Origin of the sequence: Paraferrimonas sp. SM1919, assembly GCF_010993985.1 — a bacterium.
GTDB lineage: Bacteria > Pseudomonadota > Gammaproteobacteria > Enterobacterales > Shewanellaceae > SM1919.
Genome location: NZ_WINH01000015.1, coordinates 59,556 through 83,148 on the forward strand (window position 1 = coordinate 59,556; position 23,593 = coordinate 83,148).

General features: G+C 43.5%; 22 protein-coding genes. 8 read left to right on the forward strand and 14 right to left on the reverse strand.

All coding sequences use genetic code 11. The features are described 5' to 3' along the window. Genes GFB48_RS10510 through hppD form a run of 5 tightly spaced genes read right to left on the reverse strand, consistent with a single transcriptional unit; the run spans window position 1 to window position 4,975 of the window. Window positions 1–591, reverse strand: coding sequence for an NADPH-dependent FMN reductase (locus GFB48_RS10510; protein WP_163935059.1), 591 nt, complete (start codon window positions 589–591; stop codon window positions 1–3). After that, on the reverse strand, window positions 591–2,357 hold the full coding sequence (locus GFB48_RS10515; RefSeq protein ID WP_163935062.1) for an aromatic amino acid hydroxylase: 1,767 nt from the start codon (window positions 2,355–2,357) through the stop codon (window positions 591–593). The genes GFB48_RS10510 and GFB48_RS10515 overlap by 1 nt, the downstream gene beginning before the upstream one ends. Continuing rightward, window positions 2,350–3,342 carry a fumarylacetoacetate hydrolase family protein gene (locus GFB48_RS10520; RefSeq protein ID WP_163935065.1) on the reverse strand — a complete coding sequence of 331 codons (993 nt, stop codon included), beginning with the start codon at window positions 3,340–3,342 and terminating at the stop codon, window positions 2,350–2,352. The genes GFB48_RS10515 and GFB48_RS10520 overlap by 8 nt, the downstream gene beginning before the upstream one ends. Continuing rightward, on the reverse strand, window positions 3,339–3,884 hold the full coding sequence (locus tag GFB48_RS10525; RefSeq protein ID WP_368669068.1) for a VOC family protein: 546 nt from the start codon (window positions 3,882–3,884) through the stop codon (window positions 3,339–3,341). Before GFB48_RS10525 ends, GFB48_RS10520 begins: the two co-directional genes overlap by 4 nt. Next, entirely contained in the window at window positions 3,881–4,975 is a 1,095-nt protein-coding gene (hppD, locus tag GFB48_RS10530; protein ID WP_163935073.1) for a 4-hydroxyphenylpyruvate dioxygenase, read from the reverse strand. Before hppD ends, GFB48_RS10525 begins: the two co-directional genes overlap by 4 nt. A 130-nt stretch (window positions 4,976–5,105) precedes the next feature. On the opposite strand from hppD, the gene GFB48_RS10535 reads away from it, so the two are divergent. Continuing rightward, window positions 5,106–5,558, forward strand: a complete 453-nt coding sequence (locus tag GFB48_RS10535) for a MarR family winged helix-turn-helix transcriptional regulator (protein ID WP_163935076.1) — start codon at window positions 5,106–5,108, stop codon at window positions 5,556–5,558. Here the strand turns inward: GFB48_RS10535 and GFB48_RS10540 are convergent. Genes GFB48_RS10540 through GFB48_RS10550 form a run of 3 tightly spaced genes read right to left on the reverse strand, consistent with a single transcriptional unit; the run spans window position 5,515 to window position 8,112 of the window. Next, the gene (locus tag GFB48_RS10540; RefSeq protein ID WP_163935080.1) at window positions 5,515–6,684 is read right to left on the reverse strand and encodes a hypothetical protein; all 1,170 of its coding nucleotides are present in this window, start codon (window positions 6,682–6,684) and stop codon (window positions 5,515–5,517) included. The two genes, GFB48_RS10535 and GFB48_RS10540, sit on opposite strands and share 44 nt — an antisense overlap. 18 nt (window positions 6,685–6,702) lie before the next feature. After that, complete coding sequence (locus GFB48_RS10545) at window positions 6,703–7,566, reverse strand: DUF1961 family protein (RefSeq protein WP_163935083.1); 864 nt, start codon at window positions 7,564–7,566, stop codon at window positions 6,703–6,705. A gap of 51 nt (window positions 7,567–7,617) precedes the next feature. Then, window positions 7,618–8,112: a sulfur transferase domain-containing protein gene (locus GFB48_RS10550; protein WP_163935086.1), complete on the reverse strand. Its 495-nt coding sequence runs from the start codon at window positions 8,110–8,112 to the stop codon at window positions 7,618–7,620. Window positions 8,113–8,181: 69 nt separating this feature from the next. Here GFB48_RS10550 and GFB48_RS10555 point away from each other — a divergent pair, with 69 nt between their 5' ends. Beyond that, window positions 8,182–9,156: a phosphotransferase gene (locus tag GFB48_RS10555; RefSeq protein ID WP_163935089.1), complete on the forward strand. Its 975-nt coding sequence runs from the start codon at window positions 8,182–8,184 to the stop codon at window positions 9,154–9,156. 54 nt (window positions 9,157–9,210) lie between these two features. Here GFB48_RS10555 and GFB48_RS10560 read toward each other — a convergent pair whose 3' ends face one another. Together GFB48_RS10560 and GFB48_RS10565 are read right to left on the reverse strand one after the other, a co-directional pair. After that, complete coding sequence (locus GFB48_RS10560) at window positions 9,211–10,443, reverse strand: OFA family MFS transporter (RefSeq protein WP_163935092.1); 1,233 nt, start codon at window positions 10,441–10,443, stop codon at window positions 9,211–9,213. 183 nt (window positions 10,444–10,626) lie between these two features. Beyond that, the gene (locus GFB48_RS10565) at window positions 10,627–11,508 is read right to left on the reverse strand and encodes a class I SAM-dependent methyltransferase (RefSeq protein WP_163935095.1); all 882 of its coding nucleotides are present in this window, start codon (window positions 11,506–11,508) and stop codon (window positions 10,627–10,629) included. Between the two features lie 183 nt (window positions 11,509–11,691). On the opposite strand from GFB48_RS10565, the gene GFB48_RS10570 reads away from it, so the two are divergent. From GFB48_RS10570 to GFB48_RS10595, 6 genes are all read left to right on the forward strand, one after another. Beyond that, window positions 11,692–12,306, forward strand: a complete 615-nt coding sequence (locus tag GFB48_RS10570; protein WP_163935098.1) for an ANTAR domain-containing response regulator — start codon at window positions 11,692–11,694, stop codon at window positions 12,304–12,306. Continuing rightward, entirely contained in the window at window positions 12,303–13,460 is a 1,158-nt protein-coding gene (locus GFB48_RS10575; protein WP_163935101.1) for a CmpA/NrtA family ABC transporter substrate-binding protein, read from the forward strand. Before GFB48_RS10570 ends, GFB48_RS10575 begins: the two co-directional genes overlap by 4 nt. A 179-nt stretch (window positions 13,461–13,639) precedes the next feature. Then, window positions 13,640–15,010: a CmpA/NrtA family ABC transporter substrate-binding protein gene (locus GFB48_RS10580; protein ID WP_163935104.1), complete on the forward strand. Its 1,371-nt coding sequence runs from the start codon at window positions 13,640–13,642 to the stop codon at window positions 15,008–15,010. A gap of 43 nt (window positions 15,011–15,053) precedes the next feature. Further along, the gene (locus tag GFB48_RS10585) at window positions 15,054–16,049 is read left to right on the forward strand and encodes an ABC transporter permease (protein WP_163935107.1); all 996 of its coding nucleotides are present in this window, start codon (window positions 15,054–15,056) and stop codon (window positions 16,047–16,049) included. A gap of 10 nt (window positions 16,050–16,059) precedes the next feature. Next, window positions 16,060–16,902: an ABC transporter ATP-binding protein gene (locus GFB48_RS10590; protein ID WP_163935110.1), complete on the forward strand. Its 843-nt coding sequence runs from the start codon at window positions 16,060–16,062 to the stop codon at window positions 16,900–16,902. Window positions 16,903–16,942: 40 nt separating this feature from the next. Next, window positions 16,943–18,115 carry an alginate export family protein gene (locus tag GFB48_RS10595; protein ID WP_163935114.1) on the forward strand — a complete coding sequence of 391 codons (1,173 nt, stop codon included), beginning with the start codon at window positions 16,943–16,945 and terminating at the stop codon, window positions 18,113–18,115. A 62-nt stretch (window positions 18,116–18,177) separates the two neighbouring features. On the opposite strand, the gene GFB48_RS10600 is transcribed toward GFB48_RS10595, so the two are convergent. The 4 genes from GFB48_RS10600 to fusA all read right to left on the reverse strand — a co-directional run bounded on the left by GFB48_RS10600 (window position 18,178) and on the right by fusA (window position 23,262). Beyond that, on the reverse strand, window positions 18,178–18,924 hold the full coding sequence (locus tag GFB48_RS10600) for a DUF3307 domain-containing protein (protein ID WP_163935115.1): 747 nt from the start codon (window positions 18,922–18,924) through the stop codon (window positions 18,178–18,180). Then, window positions 18,917–19,567, reverse strand: a complete 651-nt coding sequence (locus tag GFB48_RS10605; protein WP_163935118.1) for a MarR family transcriptional regulator — start codon at window positions 19,565–19,567, stop codon at window positions 18,917–18,919. The genes GFB48_RS10600 and GFB48_RS10605 overlap by 8 nt, the downstream gene beginning before the upstream one ends. A gap of 174 nt (window positions 19,568–19,741) precedes the next feature. Next, entirely contained in the window at window positions 19,742–21,028 is a 1,287-nt protein-coding gene (locus GFB48_RS10610; protein ID WP_163935121.1) for a DEAD/DEAH box helicase, read from the reverse strand. A gap of 143 nt (window positions 21,029–21,171) precedes the next feature. After that, window positions 21,172–23,262 carry an elongation factor G gene (fusA, locus tag GFB48_RS10615; RefSeq protein ID WP_163935124.1) on the reverse strand — a complete coding sequence of 697 codons (2,091 nt, stop codon included), beginning with the start codon at window positions 23,260–23,262 and terminating at the stop codon, window positions 21,172–21,174. Between the last annotated feature and the right edge of the window lie 331 nt (window positions 23,263–23,593).

Consider the following 23,593-nt stretch of genomic DNA (forward strand, 5'->3'; position numbering starts at 1 on the left):
CTAGGACATCCCATTGGGGTAGTCCCCTTTTGGTAGATTACGACGAACTTGATTCAATGCCGATGCATACTGCTCTAGTAAAGCTAAGCCATAATCTAAACGTTTAGATAAATATTGCTGGGCGCGCTCGTCATTATTGATCTGGTTAAATACAGTATTGACGTTACGGATAATAAGATGCTCTGGAATATAATTGATGCGACTGTTTTTGTAGCTAGTGGTCCTTAATTCCATAATAGGATTGGCCCCACCTTGCCCCGCTGAAACACTAATAATAAAACCTGGCTTATGGGCTAATTCCCCACCACTGAAGAACAAAAAGAAGTTTTTTAAATTAGCTGGCACCATAGAGTGATATTCTGGAGTGACAATCACGATTGCATCGCAAGCTGCCAGTTGCTGGCTTAAAATCACGATAGCTTGATGATGCGGTTCAGCCAATTGACTTGACCACAACGGCAATGGTGAACGGTATAAATCAACGACAAATGTTTGCTGCCCCATTGCTTGCAACCTTGTGACTACCTGCTTCGCAACTTTTAAACTTTGAGAATTGGCTTGCATGGAGCCGATGACTACTGCGACTTGCATTATTGGGACTCCATTTTAGCCAGCCGTTGCAGCCCGTATTGGCATAACTGAGTGGCTTGCTGTGTTTGTGCTTGTGTGGTCATCAACTGCAGCCAATATTCCCTATCAAAATCCTTTAAGCCTGCTGTTAAAGCTAATTCGATAACTTCATAACATAACAGCCAATCAATCTCGGTTAACTGTTTCACTTGATTTATCCACTGGGTTAACTGTTGCGGGCTACGATTTTGCAGATGCTCCCGCAGCTCTTTGCATTGCTGGTAGCTGACAAACTGCGCAATCGTTGTTTGCGGGTAGTCAATCAGATTGGCATTGATTGGACTTGCCTCATACAAAGGATAAGTATTTACATCAGCACTACCACCAAATACCGACTCAACCACTTCGCCAACCGCCATATCGAATATCCCCCAACTGGGATCAAACAATACTCGGCCGCTTTGATGAGTAACCACACAATCGCTAAACGTAAATACAATATTTTTATGCTGCTCTCGCCATATTCTCTTGAGCATGCCACTGACTTTGATCCCTGATACAAATGCTAAGGTTACCCTTTTATCCAAGCAAATGCCCTTCTCAGCTAATTCATCAATGGTGTAATCACTCAAGCAACGATGAAAGCCCTGTAATTTCCCCACAGGGGTACCAAAACCTGAAGCATGAAAGTCAGTACCATGACCGAGCAATTGTTTATGTTGATAACTGAGTTGGGTCGGGCCTTGGGTTTTTATATAAATCACATTACCCATTGGATCCGTCATATTCTCAACAAACTGGCCACTAATTTGTATCCCAGAACTCAACTGCGCGGTATTAACCGTTTGTGCCAACACCGCTTTATCTAAACCACTTTTACCACCAACACTAACGGCCATTTGCTTGGCAAATTCTTCTAAAACCTGAGTCAAATGACGGCAATTTTTAGCGACAAACAATTGCGGTTGAGTGTTTGTGATGTCATAACTGAAGTTAATGGCATCTAAGTTCAAAGGGTATTTCTTTACTTTAGTGTCATCTAAGCAAGATTTAGATTCCCCCAAAGAAGACAGCAAGCCAGCTCCAAATATTTTGTAATTCCCCACTTCGCCGACTAAACCATACTCCACCGTCCACCAATGTAAGCGCGACAACAACGCGGCTTCTGATACCTCTGTATTATTAGCTAGGACTTGTTCTAAATGTGCTTGAGCCTGTTGCACTGCGGCTGCAGTGGCATTGGGATCTTCCTTAATAATTGATAGCTGACGAATGGCCTCGTAGACTGCAAAATCATCCTTATTGGCAATCGCTTTCATACCAAGCTCGCCAAATCGCTGCAGATATTCAGAGTAATCGGTATCGATAATAAAAGGAGCATGCCCCGCTGACTCATGAACAATATCTGGGGCTGGGGTATAAAGCATATGCTCAATCGTTCGCATATCCACCGCAATAACCAAAATCTTGTGGGCTTGGAATTCCATAAAAATGGCTGGCGGTAAAAAACCATTGACCACTACCGCCCGCCAACCGAATTGTTCTAAAGCATAATTAATTTCTTCAATTTTTGGGATCCTATCAAGGCTGATCCCTGTTTGTTGTAGCCCTTGTAAGTACGTAGAATGGGCATTGGGAGCTAAATCAAGGCTTAGTTGAGTCAATAAAAATCGCCACACCGCATGATCTCTTGGCGTATATGACGAATAATCTTGAACCGCAACAAAGGGTTGCAAATGCTTTGGCAAAGAGGCTATTAACTGCTGTTGTGATGGGGCTTTAAGCATGATCTTGCTCCGTAATGGCTTCAACCGTTTGATCAATACAGCCAAATAAAGAATTGCCCTGATGATCGAGCATTTCAATTTTAATTCTATCGCCAAAGTGCATAAAGGGGGTTTTCGGCTCACCTTGGTCGAGTATCTCTAACATTCTCACTTCCGCAAGACAGGAACAACCCTGGCTTCTATCGGTATTGGATACCGTACCCGAGCCGATAATCGTGCCGGCAGTCAGTTTTCGGGTTTTGGCGGCATGACTTATCAAGGTGCCAAAATCGAAAGTCATATCGATCCCAGCGTTGGGCTTCCCCACCAGTTGTTGATTGAGATAACTATAAATGGGCAGGTGCAACTTGCCACCGTGCCAGTGCTGACCTAATTCATTTGGAGTCAGTGCCACTGGAGAGAAGCTACAGCTGGGTTTAGATTGTAAAAATCCAAACCCCTTTGCTAGCTCATCAGGGATCAGATTCCGCAAGGAAATATCGTTAACTAATAAAATAAGCTTAATGTGTTTTAAGGCCTGTTGTGGGCTTACGCCCATCGGCACATCATCTACAATCACAGCAACTTCAGCCTCAAAATCAATACCATAGGCTTCATCATGGTGAACAATGGCCTCATGGGGGGCTAAAAAACTGTCGGAATTGCCTTGGTACATTAATGGATCATGCCAAAAACGCTCTGGCATCTCTGCTCCACGGGCCTTTCTGACGAGTTCCACATGATTCACATAACTGCTGCCATCAAGCCACTGCAGCGCCCTAGGTAAGGGGCTGGCACATAGCGACTCATCAAAGCAGGAAGCGGCGCCTATGTTCTGTTCTATTTCGTCCGCCAGTCGCTGCAAGGCAGGCTCTATGTTGTGCCAGTCATCTAAGGCCTGCTGCAGGTTCGCGGCTATATGGCTGGCATCAAAATAGTGGGTTAAGGCTTTATTCACCACCACTAAATGGCCATCACGGCCATGCTTTAAAGAAGCAAGTTTCATTTACCTTCCTCCATGGAACCGTCATGTAACCAAGCCGCATGTTGGGGCGCTTTTTTAGTGACATCCCACTCATCCACCATGAGTTGAGCGACTGATTGCAAGCGCTCTAGCATCTGTGGAGTGGCAGTATTGGCAGCAAGCTCAAGGCGATGGCCATTAGGGTCGAAAAAGTAAATTGACTTAAAAATGGTATGCTCCACCGGCCCCAGCACTTCGATATCCATCGCCTCTAAATGCGCCTTGGTCGCAAGCAAGGACGCTAAGGAATCCACCTCAAATGCAAGATGCTGCACCCAGGCAGGCGTATGGGGATCCTTGCCCATATCGTCTGAATTGGGTAACTCAAAAAAGGCCAGCACATTGCCCCTTCCCGCATCTAAAAACACATGCATATAGGGATCGGGGTCTTTAGTGGAAGGCACTTGGTTTTCACTGATTGCCAACAACAAATCCATGCCTAATGCCTGTTTATAAAAGGCCACGGTTTGTTTGGCATTATTGCAACGATAAGCAACATGATGGATGCCATTGAGTTTCATCAGGCCTCCTTCTCGGCGTTGACCGTTGGATTTAATACCCCACGATTAATCTGATCACGCTCAATCGATTCAAACAACGCTTTAAAGTTCCCCTCACCAAAACCATCATCTTGTTTACGCTGGATAAACTCAAAAAACACCGGTCCGATTACGTTTTCTGAGAAGATTTGCAACAATAATTTAGGCTGCTCCCCCGAAGTGCTGCCATCAAGCAAAATTCCTCGACTTTGCAATTGCTTAACTGGTTCGCCGTGATTAGGCAGGCGCTCCTCGAGCATCTGATAATAGGTATCTGGTGGGGCGGTCATAAACCTCATGCCGCGGCCTTTTAAGGCATCCCAACAGGCATAGATATCATCACAACTAAAGGCAATATGCTGTACCCCTTCGCCATTGTATTTGAGTAGATATTCTTCGATTTGGCCCCCCTGTCCGGCTTCTTCATTAAGGGGAATGCGAATACGGCCGTCGGGGGCTGTCATCGCCTTAGAAGTCAGCCCTGTGTACTCGCCTTTAATGTCGAAATAGCGGATCTCTTTAAAGTTGAATAAACGCTCATAAAAATCTGCCCAATATTGCATCCTACCGCGGTAAACATTATGGGTAAGATGATCGATCACCTTAAAGCCACAGCCCTCTGGATACGGATAAACCCCATCAAGATATTCAAAATCAATATCATAAATGGAGGTATTAGGATGATACTTATCAATAAGATACAGTGGTGCACCGCCAATACCTTTAATCGCAGGCAGTTTTAGTTGCATAGGCCCAGTAGGGATTTCAATGGGTTCTGCCCCAAGCTCAAGGGCACGGTTATAGGCATGCAAGGCATTTTTAACTCTAAAGGCCATGCCAGCAACACAGGCTCCGTGTTCCATGGCAAAATAATTGGAATGGCTTTTGGGTTCATAGTTAACAATAAAATTAATATCACCCTGCCTAAATAAGGCGGCATCTTTGGATCTATGATTGGCAACATGGCTGAAGCCCATCATTTCAAACACTGGCTCTAACACCCCCTTTTCTAGGGCGCTAAACTCTACAAACTCAAAACCGTCTAACCCCATAGGGTTGTCAAATAAGTCAGCCATAGGCTACTCCTTGTTGAGTACTGCTAAACCTCGTCCTTGTTAAATTAGTTGTTTACGCAACTATTTTTAGTTGCAATTACAACTAATGTCAACGATTATTATTTAATCAAGGATCAGATCAAGTTCAATTATGTCATCACAACACAATAAACCATTACTCAAATTAGAAGCATTTTTGCCCTATAAATTAGCGGTGTTGTCAAACCAAGTCAGTAGTAATTTTGCCCAAATTTATAAGGACAAATTTGCCCTATCTATTACCGAGTGGCGTATTATGGCGATTTTAGGGGAGTATCCAGGCACTTCTGCCGACGAGGTCTCAAGCAGAACCAAAATTGAAAAATCAATAATATCCAGATCGGTTGCAAAACTGCTACAACGCCACTTCATTGCTCGGGAATTCGCCCAACAAGATAAACGCCGCTCGATATTGCATTTAACCGAGTTAGGCAGAAGTGTGTATGAAGATGTGGTGCCCACCTCTTACGAGTTAGAAGAGCAATTAAAGGCGTGCTTTAGTGAAGAAGAATGTCACACCTTTAATCAACTGATTGATAAGCTGTATCAGCATTCGCAAAAATAGGCTGATAACGATTAATAAAGTATGCCAATGCCAATGCCTGTTGATTAAAGCTGCCAGAGAACAAATCGATAATTTCAGACTGATTCGCCTCTACATAGGTCACCGCCTGTTGAATACTTGTCTTCGCGGCTGCAGATTGCCCTAACTGGAGTTGCACCATGGCCAAATGGTAACAGGCCATGGCCTGATATAAATACTGCCCCCGAACACATTGAGGCAATAATATCTCAAGTGACGCTGCTAGCTTGCCCTGCTGCAGCAATTTCACTCCTTGGTTAAGTTGTGCTTGCTGATGATATTCATAACTCGCAAAGGATTGTGGGTAATGACCATAACCAAACTGTTGATCGAGCACGCTATTTAGTGGCCCAATGATTGAAGCATTAGAATTTAGAAATAGCTGCTGGCGTTGCTCAGACAGCCATTGCTGGTAGTTAGACATCACCTGTGCCTCAAGCTTATTGGCACTCAGTTCTTCACTCAACCATCCTTGATTAACCGTATAAACAATGACATTGGCTTGTTGCTGTAAAAAATCCAGATATTGCTGCAACAGCTGCTTATGCTTAAACGATGCCTTTTCATAATACCCCCATTCTAAGGGCATCGATTGGTGACCGTTATAATGCTTGGCGCAGTAACTGCTTTTATCTTGAACATCCTTAGGCCAATAAGCGGTTGTGATTTGGTTCGCAATGTTGGTAATGGGCCAACTTTGATTGTCTATCTGAAAAGAAAATTGATAACTCTGATTGAGCTCAAGCTTGCCGATGGCGGCTTTATAGCGATAGCGTTTGACTCCGTATTGATCCCAAATCTCCCCTTCACAAAAGGTCATATCCGCATCGGTTATATCAACGTCAAGCTGTCCCCAAAGGATGAGTGCAGAATTAGGATCCGACTTAAAGCCGTTAATTTTGATTTGGTTCGCTAAAATGGCATTGACTTCAGGCTTGGTTTGCTGGCCAACAAGGGTTAACTGATATGAAGATAGTGGCAATGATACACTCGCTGTTTTACTGCCAACTAAAATAATATCCTCACCATGGTAGCTCACCATTTGCTGTTGCCAAAGGCTACAAGCTGACAAAAAAAGAGGAAGCACTACTAACATTAAATGTTTCATTACCCCTCTCCTTATAGCTTAAGGTCTTAACACCGGATTTTGCTCAAGCTGATACACCTTTATATTATCATAGGCGCCTTTAGCCAATACCATCAACCTAAAGCCCCAATGTCCCTCACCCAAAGGTTGTTTATCTTCAAAACTGAGCACTAATTTATCATCCACAAAATAATGCACTTGCCCCTGCCATTTAGTCACGAGCATTTTTTGCTGAGCTAGCCCCTTGAGCGAAGCAAGGTCTGCCCCTTGAGCCACCAAATTACGCCCCGGTGCTTTACGCATATTGGCACTACCACGAGATGGGAAAAAGTAAGAAATCCGATACTGCTGCATATCGCCATACATCAACTCTGAAGCCAAACCATAACGTTGCGCAAATCCCTCGGAAAAAATGCTGTCACCGTTACTTCCTAAAGCTGAGAACATTAGCATATGTAGAGCTTGGGAAGATTGACTCTGAAAGTCAAATTCAATGGCATAATTTTCGGGCGTTACACGGGTATTCCAGAAATTGACATGACCGCCACGAAACACCCCTTTTTGATACATCTTAGGGGTGAGCTTAGGGTATTTTTGCGCTGATAATTCGGCCAAGAACTGACCATACTCTTTAGCCAAATTATTATCACTGAATTTGCCCTGCTGGTATAAATCAATCATTTGCGGCTGGAACTCTGGCTGCAAAATCAAACGCTGATTTTCTATTTTTGCCACGCCCCAGCCTTCAACTTTCCAATCATTAATTTGTTCAGCTGTGGCAAAATCATAATGCTGGAGCAGCTGCTTTTTAAAATTATCCTTATATAATATTGGCTTAAGATCCTCTGCAGCGACAAAACCACTTAAACCAATACCTAAAATTGCTACAATCAGCCTACACATAACCATCCTTTGTAATATAAAAAAAGCCCCACAGGAGCTTTGTAGTTATTATTATTTTTCAGTAAGCTTTTGTTTCACGAGTGGCTCTAAGCGGGTCATGCCCCACGCTTTGCCCTTAGCCAAAGCCTCGTCAACAGTTAAGCCTTCCACTTTTGCCGCATGGATCGCCACCAAAGCACCAATACGATTACCACTTCCACAGTGAACGATGGTTTTATCGTCTTGCATTTTTGCCAACAGCTTATTTAATGCTTTTGCATTTTCAAGATTAATTGCATCCTTGCCAGCAATCGGCAAAGAATGATAATTCATTCCAAGGGATTGCACATATTGACCTTCATCCCAATCCTGTTCACCTTCTGATCGCAGATTAATAACATGCTTATAACCCTGCTGTTTAAGCTGTGTTAAATCGCCCTTAGTGGGTTGGCCGCCACTGACTACATTTTCATGAACAACAGCATTAAGCATATCCAAATCTACACTTAACACCTTGAAACTAAATAGAATGGTTAAAATAAATGAATATTTAATAAAAAATTTCATACCGCTTTCCTTGTTTTTAACAGTAGAATAACTGACTAAAATAAATGACAAACAAAAAAAATACAAACAATGTTTCAAGCCGAGCAGATTGCTAACCTACTCTGTAAAGAATTAACTCTCTATCAAGCAAGATATATAGAAACCATTCAGCCCCTTTGGAATGGCTATGGTGCGTTAGCTCGATTTGAGATCACCCCACAATTTGGTGCGGCTAAAACGGTAATAGTAAAAAGCATCATCACCGCAGAATTTAAGGCCGATAAGCCCCACCCAAAGGGTTGGAACAGCGAGTTTGCCCATCAGCGTAAATGCCGCTCTTATCAGGTGGAAAGCCATTTCTACCGTGACTTAGCTAAGCACTTCCCTTCACAAACTGCCAAATTTATGGCCTTGATTGACGTTGATGACAATCACCAGCTGATTGTCATGCAAGACTTAGCTACTGCAGGTTATAAAACTCGAGATGAAATTGATGATAAGTACCTAAAGGGCATACTTAAGTGGCTAGCTAAGTTCCATAGCAAAGGCTTACAGCTTGAGCAAGATGCAGATGTTTGGCCACAGGGCAGTTACTGGCATTTAGCCACTCGTCCGGACGAACATAAAGCCATGTTTGATGGGCCCTTAAAAAGCAATGCCGACAAAATAAGCCAAACACTCAATAATGTCAGTCATAAAACCCTGCTGCATGGGGATGCCAAACCGGCAAACTTTATGATCAACAATCATGGTGATACGCTAGCGGTTGATTTTCAATATACGGGTTACGGCAACCCTATGGTGGACGTGTGTTATCTGTTTTCGAGCGTATTAGATAACGATAACCTTGAGCGTTATGCTGATTTCTATGTGGCCTATTACTGCCAGTGTTTAAAAGAATATCAAGTTGAGCAAGCAATCATCGAGCAATGGTCTGCCAGCCTACCCTTTGCCTGGGCTGATCTGGTACGGTTTTTACAGGGTTGGTCTCCCGAGCACTACCGTTTGGCCCCCTATGCTCTCAAGCAAACTGAGCTTGCTCTTAAACTATTAGCTCAAGCCTAAACGCAAAAGGAGAGCCTAGGCTCTCCTTATTTGTCTTCGCTATTGGGCGATTGCTTATTTGGCTAGCAACGCTTTTGCTTTTTGAGCTGAAACTGGCTTAGTCACAAATGATAGCAACAGCGCGATACCTAACATTACTGCAGAAATCATATAAGCCATGTCGTAGTTACCACCATTTGCCATGGAATAACCCACTACCGCAGCACCAATAGCACCACCAATACCCCATGAAGTATATAAAATACCATAGTTGCTACCATAGTTTTTCAAACCGTAAAACTCTGCGGTTAAGGTTGGGAATACTGCCAGTAAAGTGCCATAACCTACCGCTGCCACTGCTGAGCCAACAATCAACGCCACCTCAGTGTCAAAGCTTGAGAACATTAACATGTTTACGCCCTGTAAAATAAACGCCAGCATAAGGGTTTTCACACCACCAATCTTGTCCGCTAACATACCCGCAGCAATACGCCCGCCAGAGTTAAAGATAGCAAGCACAGACGCTAGGTATACCGCGTTTGGTAAGTTGGCCTGAGCGCTCGCAATGTTAAGAATGTTACCAATTAACATTAGACCCGCTGCAGCTGCAAACGCATACATGATCCACATCGCGTAAAATTGCGGAGTTTGCAGCATGCCTTGCCAATTTAGATTTTCGCTAAGCTTAATTTCAACCGGTGCTTGACCTGCTTTAACGACTGGTGCGGCAGGTGTGTAATCCGCTGGCGGGTTAGAAATGGTTGCCGCCAGTGGTACCGCAATCATTAATACACCAACACCTAATATTAAGAAAGACTGACTAATGCCCACAAGCTCGATTAAAAAGCTAGTTAGTGGTGCTAAAAATAATGGTGCAAGACCAAAACCTGCAGCGATTAAACCGTTTACCATGCCTTTTTTAGTCGGATGAAACCATTTCATTGCCGATGGTGATAAACAAGCATAACCAAAGCCAATACCGGCGCCAGCCATGACACCAAAAGTAATGTTAAGCAAAGTGACTGACTCAGCAAACCCAGAAGCGATTAAGCCAAGGCCAGTAAGCGTCGTACCAACGAGCAGCACCTTAGTCGGTCCTATTTTGTCCTGCAGGGTACCGGCGATCAGCAAACACGCAGAAAACGCTAGCGTAGCAATCGCGTAGGGTGAAGTTGCATCAGCTGCATCCCAGCCCCATTGACTCACCAAAGCTTTGTTAAAGACACTCCAAGCATAAAGAATACCTAAACAAAGGTTGATGCTGAAACCAGCCGCAAGGATGCGTGTTGCTTTATCGAACTTGCTCATAGACTCTCACTAGTTAAATCATACTGTTGACGCTAACCAACACAGGTCAGCCAATTTGAGCGAGGATCTTACTGATGGGTAAGTAAAAGAAAACAGCAACAGTTCAAGATTGTGACATAGAATGTATATAAGATGTTAAAAGGGTGAGAAACCGATCCTAGGTCACAATCGTGGCTTATGTCATTAATGGCGTTGAAACAATAATACCTTTAATCCGTTATCATCGTTTTGCTCTAGGCAAGCCTGAGGGCGGGCAATAGCCTCGACAAACTCAAAATCAGGACAGTGTTCGGCCATTAATTCCTTAATAAAACTTTGACCTAGCCAAGGGGTATTTAAACATAATAGCGCTTGCCCCCCCGCTGCCACCAACTCGGGTAAACGACGAATGATTTTAGGGTAATCACGTTCAATATCAAAAGAGCCTACCTGTAAATTTGGCGGATCGGCAATCACCATGTCATAAGGGCCAAACTTTTTAAGTTTGCCCCAACTCTTGAATAAATCATGGGCTAAAAACTTGGCTTTTTTGGTATCTAAGCCATTAATACGCATGTTTTCTCTGCCCGTGTTGAGCGATGAGCGCGCCATATCAAGATTGACAGCGAAGCGAGCCCCACCCGCTAAAGCAGCAACGGCAAAACCACAGGTATACGCGAACAAATTAAGGACGGATTTATCTTGGCTATGCTGACGAACCCAATCACGGCCATTTTTCATATCGAGAAAAATCCCAAAATTTTGGTTTTGGCCAATATTCAGTTGATACTTTAAGCCAGATTCCAGCGCATATTGGGGTAAATCGAATGAGCCCGTTAATGATTCCACGGGCGACTTTGGTAAATAACGCTTTTGCAGACATACGCCTTGTACTTGCTCAAAAGTCATCAACTGTGAAGCGATCTGTGCAAACCAAGACTCATCCTGTTGCTGATAGGACACAACCATAGCAATCGGTGGCAACCACTCAATATTGATGCTTTCATAGCCTTCAACGCAGTTGCCACGGCCATGTAACCAGCGTTTCGCTTCATCACCTGGTGATTGTAAAATTTTTGTCAGCATCGCCCTTCATCCATTTTCATGTATTGCCCCATTGTTGGTAATTACTTGCATCATTTTAAATCAATCAATTTATTACCACCACCCAGATTAGATATAAACCATTGTTTTTAATAAACAAAACAAGTTGGTACAAACCTTGATAATAACTTTAGTCAGTCACTAAATCGCATTATTGGAGTCACAATGCTAAAGCAACATAGGCTTGAACAAGACTTAATAAAAATTCTGTTTATCGAAAATAAAGCAGGCGGTGCTCTCGATATTAATAAGTCTTTAGAGCAGTCTCATTATCGCATTGTCAGAGTTTGTAAATCCGGCTTAGCTCTTTTAAAAGAAGTAGAAAACTTTATGCCCGATATCATTCTTATCGATATCGAATCTCCCGATAGGGACATGATTGAATCTTTGCATAGTATCTCACAAACTGCCCCAAAACCTGTAGTCATGTTTAGTGAGCATGATGACCAAGATACCATCGAAAGACTGGTAGAATGTGGCGTCAGTGCCTACGTGGTGGGCAGTATTGAGCAGGTACGATTAAAATCCGTGTTGGATATTGCCCTAGCTCGATTTAAGCACTTTCAAAGTTTACAGCAAGAGCTGCAACAAACCAAACAACAATTAAACTCCCAATCTAATATCGATAAAGCCAAATGCTGGTTAATGGAAACCAAAAACTTATCTGAAGATGCGGCATACCACAGCATCAGAAAAATGGCCATGAACAGCGGCCAAAAAATAGACCAAGCCGCTCAAAATGTACTGTCAGTTGCCGCAATGCTAAAGGCCGAATTATGAATCCATTTACGATTGAAAAGAAACAACTCACATTAGGTTTTATGCCACTGAATGATTCTGCGCCGCTTATCATGGCCAAAGAGTTAGGCATATTCAGCAAGTGGGGACTCGATGTCACTTTAGAAAAACAAGCCTCATGGAGTGCCCTAAGAGATAAACTACACTGTGGCGAACTTGATGCCGCACAGATGCTGGCGCCTATGCCCATATCCAGTACCCTTGGATTAACGGCAAGCCAGCAGAACATCATCACCCCATTGGTATTAAGCCAAAATGGTAATGCGATTACTTTATCTGAAAACCTTTACCAACAGCTAATGCGGCATTCAAGCCAACCATTAACCTTGCCGATGTCCGCGGAAAAGTTACAGCCATTGGTAAAACAAGCACTTAACCGTGGATCTAAGTTACGTTTCGCAACGGTTTACCCTTACAGCTGTCATTATTACCAGCTAAGAAGCTGGTTGGTGGAAGGTGGGATTTATCTTGATGATATTGACATTGTTTTTATCCCTCCAACGAGCATGAGAAAATCGATTGAACAAGGTGACATCGATGGCTTTTGTGTTGGCAGTCCATGGAATACAGAAATCGTCAGGAATAAACTCGGGATGACCTGTGCGACTTCGTTAGATATTTGGAAAAACGCTCCAGAAAAAGTGCTAGGTCTTCGTGCTGATTGGCAATTAGCCAATCCTGAAACAACCATGGCTTTAGTGGCGGCCTTAATTGAAACCTGTAACTGGCTAGCCTCTATACCCAACCGTTACGAAGCTGCCGTGATTATGACCCAAGCAAAATATTTGGATACGGCGCTTGATGTTATTGCACCGTCATTAATCGGCAGCTGTCTCACCTATCATAATATGACTCCAAGAGCGTTAACTAACTACAATTTATTTTCATCCTTACAGCAAGAGAACATTCACAGCTTAAACTTAGAATTCGGTAATTGGTTATTAAAAACCATGATTGATGCGGGCCATATTAGCTGGCAACAAGCGAATGAACTGTTTATAGGATCGGTATTTAGATTTGATATTTATCAGGCTGTCACAGAAATCATGGCTGCACAACAATTGCACCAAAAAGATACAGGCACTGATTCAAATAAGAACATTAATAACTTACATGCCGTCAAGAAAACCGCGTAACCTGCTGATTATAAAGCCTTTAAAAAGTTGGCATAAGAAATGAATAGTATCTAGCGGTACAATTTTAATACTTAAATACTGACCCGCTGCAATGGCGTAGCTAAGGTTAGTAGGCATTGAAGCTCTCCACCTATGGTAATCATCGGGTGTAGGGCTTTTTTTATTTAAGGAGAAACACAATGCTAAAAACATCATTCACTACAGGACTCATTTCTGCATTCGCCGGATTGTGTCTTGCCACCAGCGCGAGTGCAACAGCCATTGGGGAACCAGAAAAAGAAGATCTAACCTTTGGCTTTATCAAACTTACTGATATGGCTCCAATTGCTATTGCCTACGAAAAAGGCTACTTCGAAGATGAAGGCCTGTTTGTCACCATTGAAGCTCAAGCGAACTGGAAAGTGTTGCTTGATGGTGTCATCGATGGTCGTTTAGATGGCGCCCATATGCTCGCTGGACAACCCATTGCCGCCACCATTGGTTATGGCACCAAAGCCGAAATTATCACACCATTTTCAATGGATTTAAATGGTAATGGCATTACGGTCTCCAATGAAGTTTGGCAAAAAATGAAACCGAATATTCCTAAAATGGCCGATGGTCGTCCTGTCCATCCAATTAAAGCTGATGCCCTAAAGCCTGTTGTAGAAAGCTATATTGACCAAGGTAAACCGTTCAATATGGGCATGGTATTCCCTGTTTCTACTCATAACTACGAGTTAAGGTACTGGTTAGCAGCCGGAGGCATCCATCCTGGCTTTTATGCCCCCCATAAAGGCGATACCTCAGGTAAAATTGACGCTCAGGCGTTATTATCGGTAACCCCACCACCACAGATGCCTGCCACCTTAGAGTCGGGGACAATTTATGGCTACTGCGTCGGCGAACCATGGAACCAGCAAGCGGTATTTAAAGGCATTGGTGTACCGGTGGTGACGGATTATGAAATTTGGAAGGACAACCCAGAAAAAGTGTTTGGACTGACTAAAGCATTTACCGAAAAATATCCTAACACCACTATTCGTCTAACCCGAGCTCTGATCCGCGCGGCCAAATGGCTAGATGACAATAACAACGCTAACCGCCCAGAGGCGGTGAAGATTTTATCTCAGTCTAACTATGTGGGCGCTGATTACGATGTCATTGCCAACTCAATGACCGGCACCTTCGAATACGAAAAAGGCGACAAACGAAGCGTACCTGACTTTAACGTGTTCTTCCGTTATAACGCTACTTACCCCTACTACTCTGATGCCATTTGGTACCTCACCCAGATGCGTCGTTGGGGGCAAATCAGCGAAGACAAGCCAGATGCTTGGTACTTTGATGTGGCTAAAAAAGTGTACCGCCCCGACATTTATAAAGCCGCAGCACAGTCACTCATTGAAGATAACATCATTGCTGCTTCAGAGTTTCCTGATCTTACTCAAGAAACAGGCTTTAGAAAGCCACAAACACACTTCATTGACAATATCGTCTATGACGGCAGCAAACCTAATGACTATATCAATAAATTTGCTATTGGCTTAAAGGCTGGCGACAAACTTTAATGACATAATGGACAGCGCAGCGTCGCTGCGCTAAGGGCAGTGTATGACAACCTTAACGAATCAAAGCAGCATCACTCACAATACCAAGCTTATTCCTAAGTTAAGGTCATTGTTGAGCAATCAATTACAAAAGCTGATATTACCACTCTTAGGGATCTTATGTTTCTTATTCATTTGGTCATTTTCGGCCAATAATATTGATACCTCCTTAGGAAAGTTTCCAGGGCCGATGGCGGTGGCTGAACAAATCGGTAATCTCTACCAAGAGCATCAACAGGAACGCCAAAAGGCGCAAGCGTTTTACCAGCGCCAAGAGCAACGAAATGCTAAGCGCTTAGCAAAAGATCCAGACTATGTCCCTAAACAGCGCAAATATACGGGTAAAGAAACCTTCCTTGATCAAATTGCGACTAGCCTAGTTACCGTACTAAGTGGCTTTGCCATGGCGGTCATTATTGCCGTTCCCCTTGGGATCGCGATTGGTTTAAGCAAAAACTTAAATAGCGCCATTAATCCGATTATTCAGATCTTTAAGCCAGTATCGCCACTGGCATGGTTGCCACTGGTAACCATGGTGGTGAGTGCCGTTTATGTAACCAACGAGCCCATGTTTGCGAAGTCATTTGTCAACTCCATGATCACCGTCACCCTATGCTGTTTATGGCCAATGGTGATCAACACTTCTGTCGGCGTAGCAGCTATTAATAAAGACTGGCTGAATGTATCAAAAGTATTAAACCTTTCGCCGCTAAAACATGTGCAAGCGATTGTTTTACCAGCAGCCATTCCAGCGATATTTACCGGTATGCGAATGTCATTAGGCGTCGCTTGGATGGTATTAATTGCCGCTGAAATGCTGGCGCAAAACCCGGGATTAGGCAAATTTGTGTGGGATGAATTCCAAAATGGCAGCTCGCAGTCATTAAGCAGAATCATGACTGCTGTCATTGTCATTGGCATGATTGGCTTCTTACTCGACAGGAGCATGCAATTACTACAAAGCTGGTTGTCTTGGGACAAATCCAGTGCCGAGCGTTAAGGAGAAAAACATGAACCCGATATTAGACATCAGCAATATAGATATGGTTTTCCCGACACCAAAGGGCGACTTTACTGCCTTAAAAGGGGTAGATTTGAAAATCAACAAGGGGGAGTTCATTTCATTAATTGGTCACTCTGGTTGTGGCAAATCTACCGTGCTTAATATTGTTGCAGGGCTCAATCAAGCCACGAATGGCGGAGTGTTGCTGAACAATAAGGAAGTCAACTCACCAGGACCTGAACGTGCTGTGGTGTTTCAAAATCATTCACTGTTACCCTGGTTAACCGCCTATGAAAATGTTGAATTAGCGGTAAAGCAAGTATTTGCCAAAAGCAAAACTGAAGCTGAAACTAAAGACTGGATTGAACACAATCTCAAACTTGTGCATATGGACCATGCCATGGACAAAAAGCCAGATGAAATTTCAGGGGGAATGAAACAAAGAGTCGGTATTGCTAGAGCCCTCGCGATGGAACCTGAAATATTACTAATGGATGAACCATTTGGTGCGCTGGATGCCCTCACCCGTGCCCATATGCAAGATTCGTTAATGGAGATCCAACAAAGCCTCAATAACACCGTTATTATGATCACCCATGATGTTGATGAGGCCGTGCTTCTGTCCGATCGTATCGTGATGATGACCAATGGTCCAGAAGCCACCATCGGTGAAATCCTCGCGGTCGATCTGCCGAGGCCAAGAAATCGAGTCAGCCTAGCCAATGATCCCCAATACAATCAATTACGCTCTCAAGTACTGAGTTTTCTCTACGAAAAACAGAGAAAAATTGAACCCATCAACCACAATCTTGATTCAGGTCAAAAAAGCAACCGCAGCCAAGTTGCATAAGCAACTAAAATCATTAATAAACATCAACAAGGAAGACATAATGAAAGCAAACCCTATCGTTTCCCCATTGGTCATCGGTTTGGCCGCAATCATCGCTGCTCCGGTGTCTGCCGATGAAGCCAAAGCCAGTGTCGATTTACGTTTACGCTCGGAAACCGTGCAACAAGATAATCCACTAAAAGATGCCAGTGCCCTCACCCTGCGCACACGCGTTAATTTTCAAACTCAAAGCTACTCAGGCTTTAATGCTGTGGTTGAATTTGAAGATGTCAGAACCGTAGCAGGCGTCGACAACTATAATGATGCCATTGGCCATAATCCGCAATATTCAGTTATTCCAGATCCCGCGACAACTGAACTCGATCAAGGCTTTTTGCAGTACACTAGCGCCGATTTTAAAGCTAAGTTAGGACGCCAGGTGATTGCCCTAGACGACCAAAGGTTTGTCGGCCATGTTGGCTGGCGTCAAGACAGACAAACCTTTGATGGTATTTCAGGGGAATACACTGGCGTTAACGATCTTAAGCTCAGCTATGCCTATGTCACTAAGCGTAATCGTATTTTTGCACAGGCAAAAGACTTGGCAGCAAAGGATCACCTAATCAATGCAGCCTACAACACGCCAATAGGTAAACTCGTCGGCTATGGTTATTTACTAGAAGTAGATAACGACACTAAAAATAATTTAGATACCTTTGGGGCCAGCCTAACGGGTAAAAAAACTGACTTTAGCTACAGCGCGCAGTTTGCCAGTCAAACCAATAAAACCGACAGCAGTGACTATAAGGCCAACTACTACATGCTAGAGGGTGGCTATGGCTTTGCCGGCATTACCGCCAAAGTAGGCTATGAAGTGTTAGGCAGCGATAACGGCCAATACGGTTTTGCTACACCACTGGCAACTTTACACAAGTTTAATGGTTGGGCAGACCAATTCCTTGGCACTCCTAAACAAGGCTTGAAAGACCTCTATGCGGGTGTCTTTGGCAAATTATATGGCGGCAATTGGGCCGTGGTTTACCACGATTACCGAGCTGACCATAAAACCGATAGCATTGATGACTTAGGCTCTGAAATTAACGCATCCTACGGGAAAGCCTTCGCCAAACGTTACTCCGCAGGGGTTAAATTAGCTTCATACAAAGCAGGAGATGCCGCCGCAGGTAAAGTCAATACCGATAAGCTTTGGGTGTGGCTAGGGGCGAAGTTTTAAAAAACCACAAAAGCCCAAAGGTAACAGTCAGATGCCCTAACATAAGGCTCGCTGTAGGAGCCTTATGTTATTTTCACCCCTAACACTAGTGAGGTCAGGGTGCCTAAAACTACGGTGATCACAACTGAAAGCATCGAGCCAATTAACACATACTCGGTCATACTTCTGTCATTACTTTTATTTACCTCACCAAAGCGAAAAATAGATTTAGCCGCGAGTACAAACCCCACTGCCGCGTAACTGCCTACTAGGGTAAAAGTCATAATTAACACTCTTTCTAAATAGCCAATCGCCTGCCCGCCATCGACTAATCCGCTCACATTGGTGCTGGCTTTGGTGTACTTGTTCAAGGCAATGCCAATAACAATCGATGTTGGCTTAAGGATCAGCATATAGGTAAGAAATATCAAAATACCATCAGCGAATCGATCATGCTTGACCAATGCTTCAATAGAAAGCCCTGCTGTTAAATACCAACTAGCAATGACTAATACTAAGATGTGTAGTGCTTGATCGATTAAAAAATAGAAAAGTGTATCGCCGTTTGTCGCACTCACTTTCCATAGATCAATAACATAATGAGTCACCGCAACAACCGCTATCAAGCAAAACGTAGTTTGCCAATCAAAATTGAACAGCCACGCCGGCAGTAATAATCCAAAGCCATGCAATAGCGAATGCAGATACAATTCAAAGGCTCGATGTTTTTTTAGTTTTTTGGCTTCAACCCATCTGTCTGGCTGCAGATAAAAATCACAAACTATATGAACGATGACTAATGGTATTAAAAGTGCCCAGAAATCAGACATTAGTTAACCTCTCAAGCTGTTCTTTAAAATGATTAAGCAATTCTTTAATAAGCGACCAACCAGATGCTTTCAGTGATTTACTTACCGCAGCGGCGGAAATATTAAACCCCTCAGCAAGTTGGTTTACCGATAATTCAGAATCCGTTTTTAGCAGTGGCAGCAGCATTTGGCATTGCCGAGGGGTAAGTTCAGTTAACTGCCTATCTAAATATTTAAACAGTAATTGAAACCTTTCTGCAAACATTATACGGTCAGAGTTGAATACTAACCTGCTGTTTTTCATTGACTTTAAGCTACGACCAGAGATGATAAAAGCTGCTCCCATAGACTCAGAAACATTTTCTCTGAGCTGTCCATTGTCAGCAATTGCAAAACTTATGCGACTATCAAAGTCCTTACCAAGGGCTTTAATCGCTACCCGATACAAAATCGTGTATTTAAGAGCTTGCTCTATATTTAACACCACACTCTGGTATTCATCGCCTCGGTTAATACTGTGGGCATTAAATGAATGCTCTAAAGAGATCCATTGCTGGATATCTTTTATTCGAAGCAACAATTCATCAAACTGAGCGGTCGTTAATTTTGTTGAATTAACAATATCACCGCTGATCACAGCAACAGGCTTTTGCTTAACTGGCAAACTCTCCCCTCCCTTGCACACTAGGGCATTAAGTGATTGAGTAAACTCTGTGGTTTTCACTCTAATAGACTCACCCCAAAAATTAACCTATAAAGGTTAAAAAGTCAAAATTAACCAAATTTAGTTAAAAATATAGGGGTGGGATGAGCTTTGCTAGGCCTCAAAAGCGCTGGTTTATTTTTTCTTCCACTTACTGCCGTTATCGACGCGTTTTTTTTGCATAGAATTGGGCTTACTGCTAGCGCGGTTATCATTACGTTTGCGAAATGGCTTTTTATATTTTTCCTGCTTAGATTCATCAATCGATAATGAACCTTGATACCTTTGTGGTAACTTTGATCCGGGTTCATAGCCCTTTGGCGTTGAAAGCTTAAGTTTTTGCCCAAGCAGTTGTTCAATCTCAGTCAGCATCGGCTTGTCGGTTTCAGACAATAGGCTGATAGCCTGACCGCTTTGCCCTGCTCGGCCGGTACGACCGATGCGATGAATGTAATCTTCTGCTGCAAAAGGCAGCTGGAAGTTGATAACAATTGGTAGTGATTTAATATCAAGACCACGGGCTGCCACATCGGTGGCAATCAGGGCGCGAATAGCGCCTGATTTCAACGCTTCTAATGCACGGTTACGGGCACCTTGGGTTTTATCCCCATGGAATACATCATTGGCAATGCCATCAAGCTTTAGTTCTTTAGTTAAACGACTGGCCATTTCTTTAGTGCTAACAAACACCAACACCTGGCGCCAATTGTTTTTCCCAATCAACTCAGCCAATAACTCAGCCTTACGGCGTCCATCTAAAAAGTAACCAAATTGCTCAATTTTAGGTTTATCAGACTTGCTGGTAACATCAATCGACTTAGGGGCAGTTAGCAACTTAGCCGCCAGTTTTTTAACCTCGCTTGAGAAGGTCGCTGAGAAAAACAAACTTTGGTGTTGCTTTGGTAGATAGCGTTTAACCTTTTCAACATCAGGGGCAAAGCCCATATCCAGCATGCGGTCGGCTTCATCAATCACTAGATATTCAATCTGGGAAAGGGTCAAGGCGCCTTGGCCTAATAAATCAAACAAGCGTCCTGGAGTAGCCACCAAAATATCAACACCGGCCATAACCGCTTTACGCTGTGGGTTAAAGCTGGCTCCTCCGTATACCGTAACGACTTTCAGCCCCGTATTTTCACTATAACGACTGATGTTATCCCCTACCTGTATGGCTAACTCCCGTGTCGGTGTAAGCACTAATGCCTTTAACGCATTGGTTTTCGGTGCCTTTAAAATATTCTCAATAATGGGTAATGAGAATGCCGCAGTTTTACCCGTACCGGTTGCCGCACATGCCATTAAATCTTGGCCTTTGATGGCCACTGGAATGGCTTGCTGCTGAATCGGCGTCAGCTCAGAATAACCACATTCATTGAGGTTAGCTAACACTTGGGAAGTTAAAGACAGTTGTTCAAAATTCATAGGAACTCACTAAATCGGTAGTGATGAAATAATAGCAGTAAGCTCTGAATTTCGACTTACGAGCAAAGCTTATTGCTATTAGCAAAATAAAAAACCCCAAACGCCTAAGCCCTTGGGGTTTTATTAGAAGATTAAATTAACAATTACTTGTTAGCTTTTTCTTCTTTAACCTTAGCAATTACTTCTTCAGCAACGTTAGCTGGACAAGGCATGTAGTGTGAGAACTCCATAGAGAACTGACCACGGCCTGAAGTAATCGTACGTAGGTGACCAATGTAACCAAACATTTCTGATAGAGGTACGTCAGCCTTGATGCGAACGCCAGTAGTGCCAGCTTCTTGGTCTTTGATCATACCACGACGACGGTTAAGGTCACCGATTACGTCACCAACGTGATCTTCTGGAGTGAACACGTCAACTTTCATGATTGGCTCAAGAAGTTGTGGTGATGCTTTAGGCATAGATTGACGGAATGCACCTTTAGCTGCGATTTCAAACGCGATAGCTGACGAGTCAACTGCGTGGAATGCACCATCGTACAGTTCAACTTCAACGTCTAGTACTGGGAAGCCCGCTAGAGGACCTTGTTCCATCATAGTTTCGAAGCCTTTCTGAACCGCTGGCCAGAATTCCTTAGGAACGTTACCACCAACAACAGAAGAAGTGAACTTGAAGCCTGAACCTGGTTCACCTGGCTTGATGCGGTAATCAATCTTACCGAACTGACCAGAACCACCAGATTGCTTCTTATGCGTGTAGCTGTCTTCAACTGGAGCAGAGATAGACTCACGGTAAGCAACCTGAGGTTGACCTACTACTAGCTCAACGCCGTAAGTACGCTTAAGAATATCAACCTTAATGTCTAGGTGAAGTTCACCCATACCTTTAAGGATGGTTTCGCCTGAGTCTTCGTCAGTTTCAACCTGGAATGATGGATCTTCTGCAACCATCTTACCGATAGCAATACCCATCTTCTCAGTTGAACCTTTATCTTTAGGTGCAACAGCGATAGAAATTACTGGCTCAGGGAAGATCATTGGCTCAAGAGTACAAGGGTTCTTAGGATCACATAATGTGTGACCAGTTTGAACGTTCTTCATACCAACAACAGCGATAATGTCACCCGCTTGAGCGCGATCAATCTCAGTACGGTCATCAGCGTGCATCTCAACCATACGGCCGATACGCTCAGTTTTACCCGTTGCAGAGTTAAGGATGGTGTCACCCTTCTTCATTACACCTGAGTAGATACGGATAAAGGTTAATGCACCGAAACGGTCATCCATAATCTTGAACGCAAGCGCACGTAGTGGCTCATCTGCAGAAACCGTTGCTACTTCACCAGTAGGCTCACCAGTTTCTTCGTCAGTTAGTGGTTGAGCTGGTACGTCAGTTGGAGACGGTAGGTAGTCAACAACAGCGTCTAGTACTAGCTGGATACCTTTGTTCTTGAACGCAGAACCACAGAAAGTTGGGAAGAACGCTAGGTCACGAGTACCAGTACGGATACAACGCTTGATGTCTTCTAGTGATGGCTCAGTACCTTCTTCTAGGTACTCCATTAGAAGATCTTCGTCTTGCTCTAGAGCAGTTTCGATCAGTTCTTCACGGTAAGCTGCAGCGTCGTCAACTAGGTCAGCTGGGATATCTACGATTTCGTAGTTTTCTGGTAGACCTGAATCATCCCAAACGTAAGCTTTTTGGTTAAGAACGTCTACAACACCTTTGAAGTCATCTTCGATACCGATAGGTAGAGTCATAATTAGTGGGTTCGCACCAAGTACGTTTTTCACTTGGTCTACAACGCGGTAGAAGTCAGCACCTAGACGGTCTAGCTTGTTTACGAAAATTAGACGAGCAACTTCTGACTCGTTCGCGTAACGCCAGTTAGTTTCTGACTGAGGCTCAACACCACCAGAACCACAGAATACACCAACACCACCATCAAGTACTTTAAGAGAACGGTATACTTCAACAGTGAAGTCAACGTGTCCAGGAGTATCGATGATGTTTAGACGGTGGTCATTCCAGAAACAAGTAGTCGCAGCTGACTGAATGGTAATACCACGCTCAGCTTCCTGCTCCATGAAGTCCGTAGTTGCAGCGCCATCATGTACTTCGCCGGTCTTATGGATTTTACCAGTAAGCTTTAGAATACGCTCTGTAGAAGTGGTTTTACCCGCATCTACGTGAGCGAAGATGCCGATATTTCTGTATTTTGATAAGTCTGCCATTGGTTCAACTCTAATCAATTGTTTATAAATTCGCGGGGGAGTATACCACCGATTGAAATTAACGCGAGATCTACAACGCGTTTTCATGCATTTATTCGCAAAAAAGTCAGTTTCCAGCATTGCATGGTTAAAAAAAAACCTACTTGAGGCCGCTTTTGTGGTCTTGCGAGCTAGAGAGTAGAGTCAAGGTGTTAAAAATCCTCGATCAATTTTCAAATTTACGAAAATTTTAGTGACTTATCTCGCTTGCAAAAACATGGTCCAGCTCAATAATAGATTCAGAATTAAATTGTAGTTAATTATGCTGGCTCGGCCAACAATTTAGGATAAT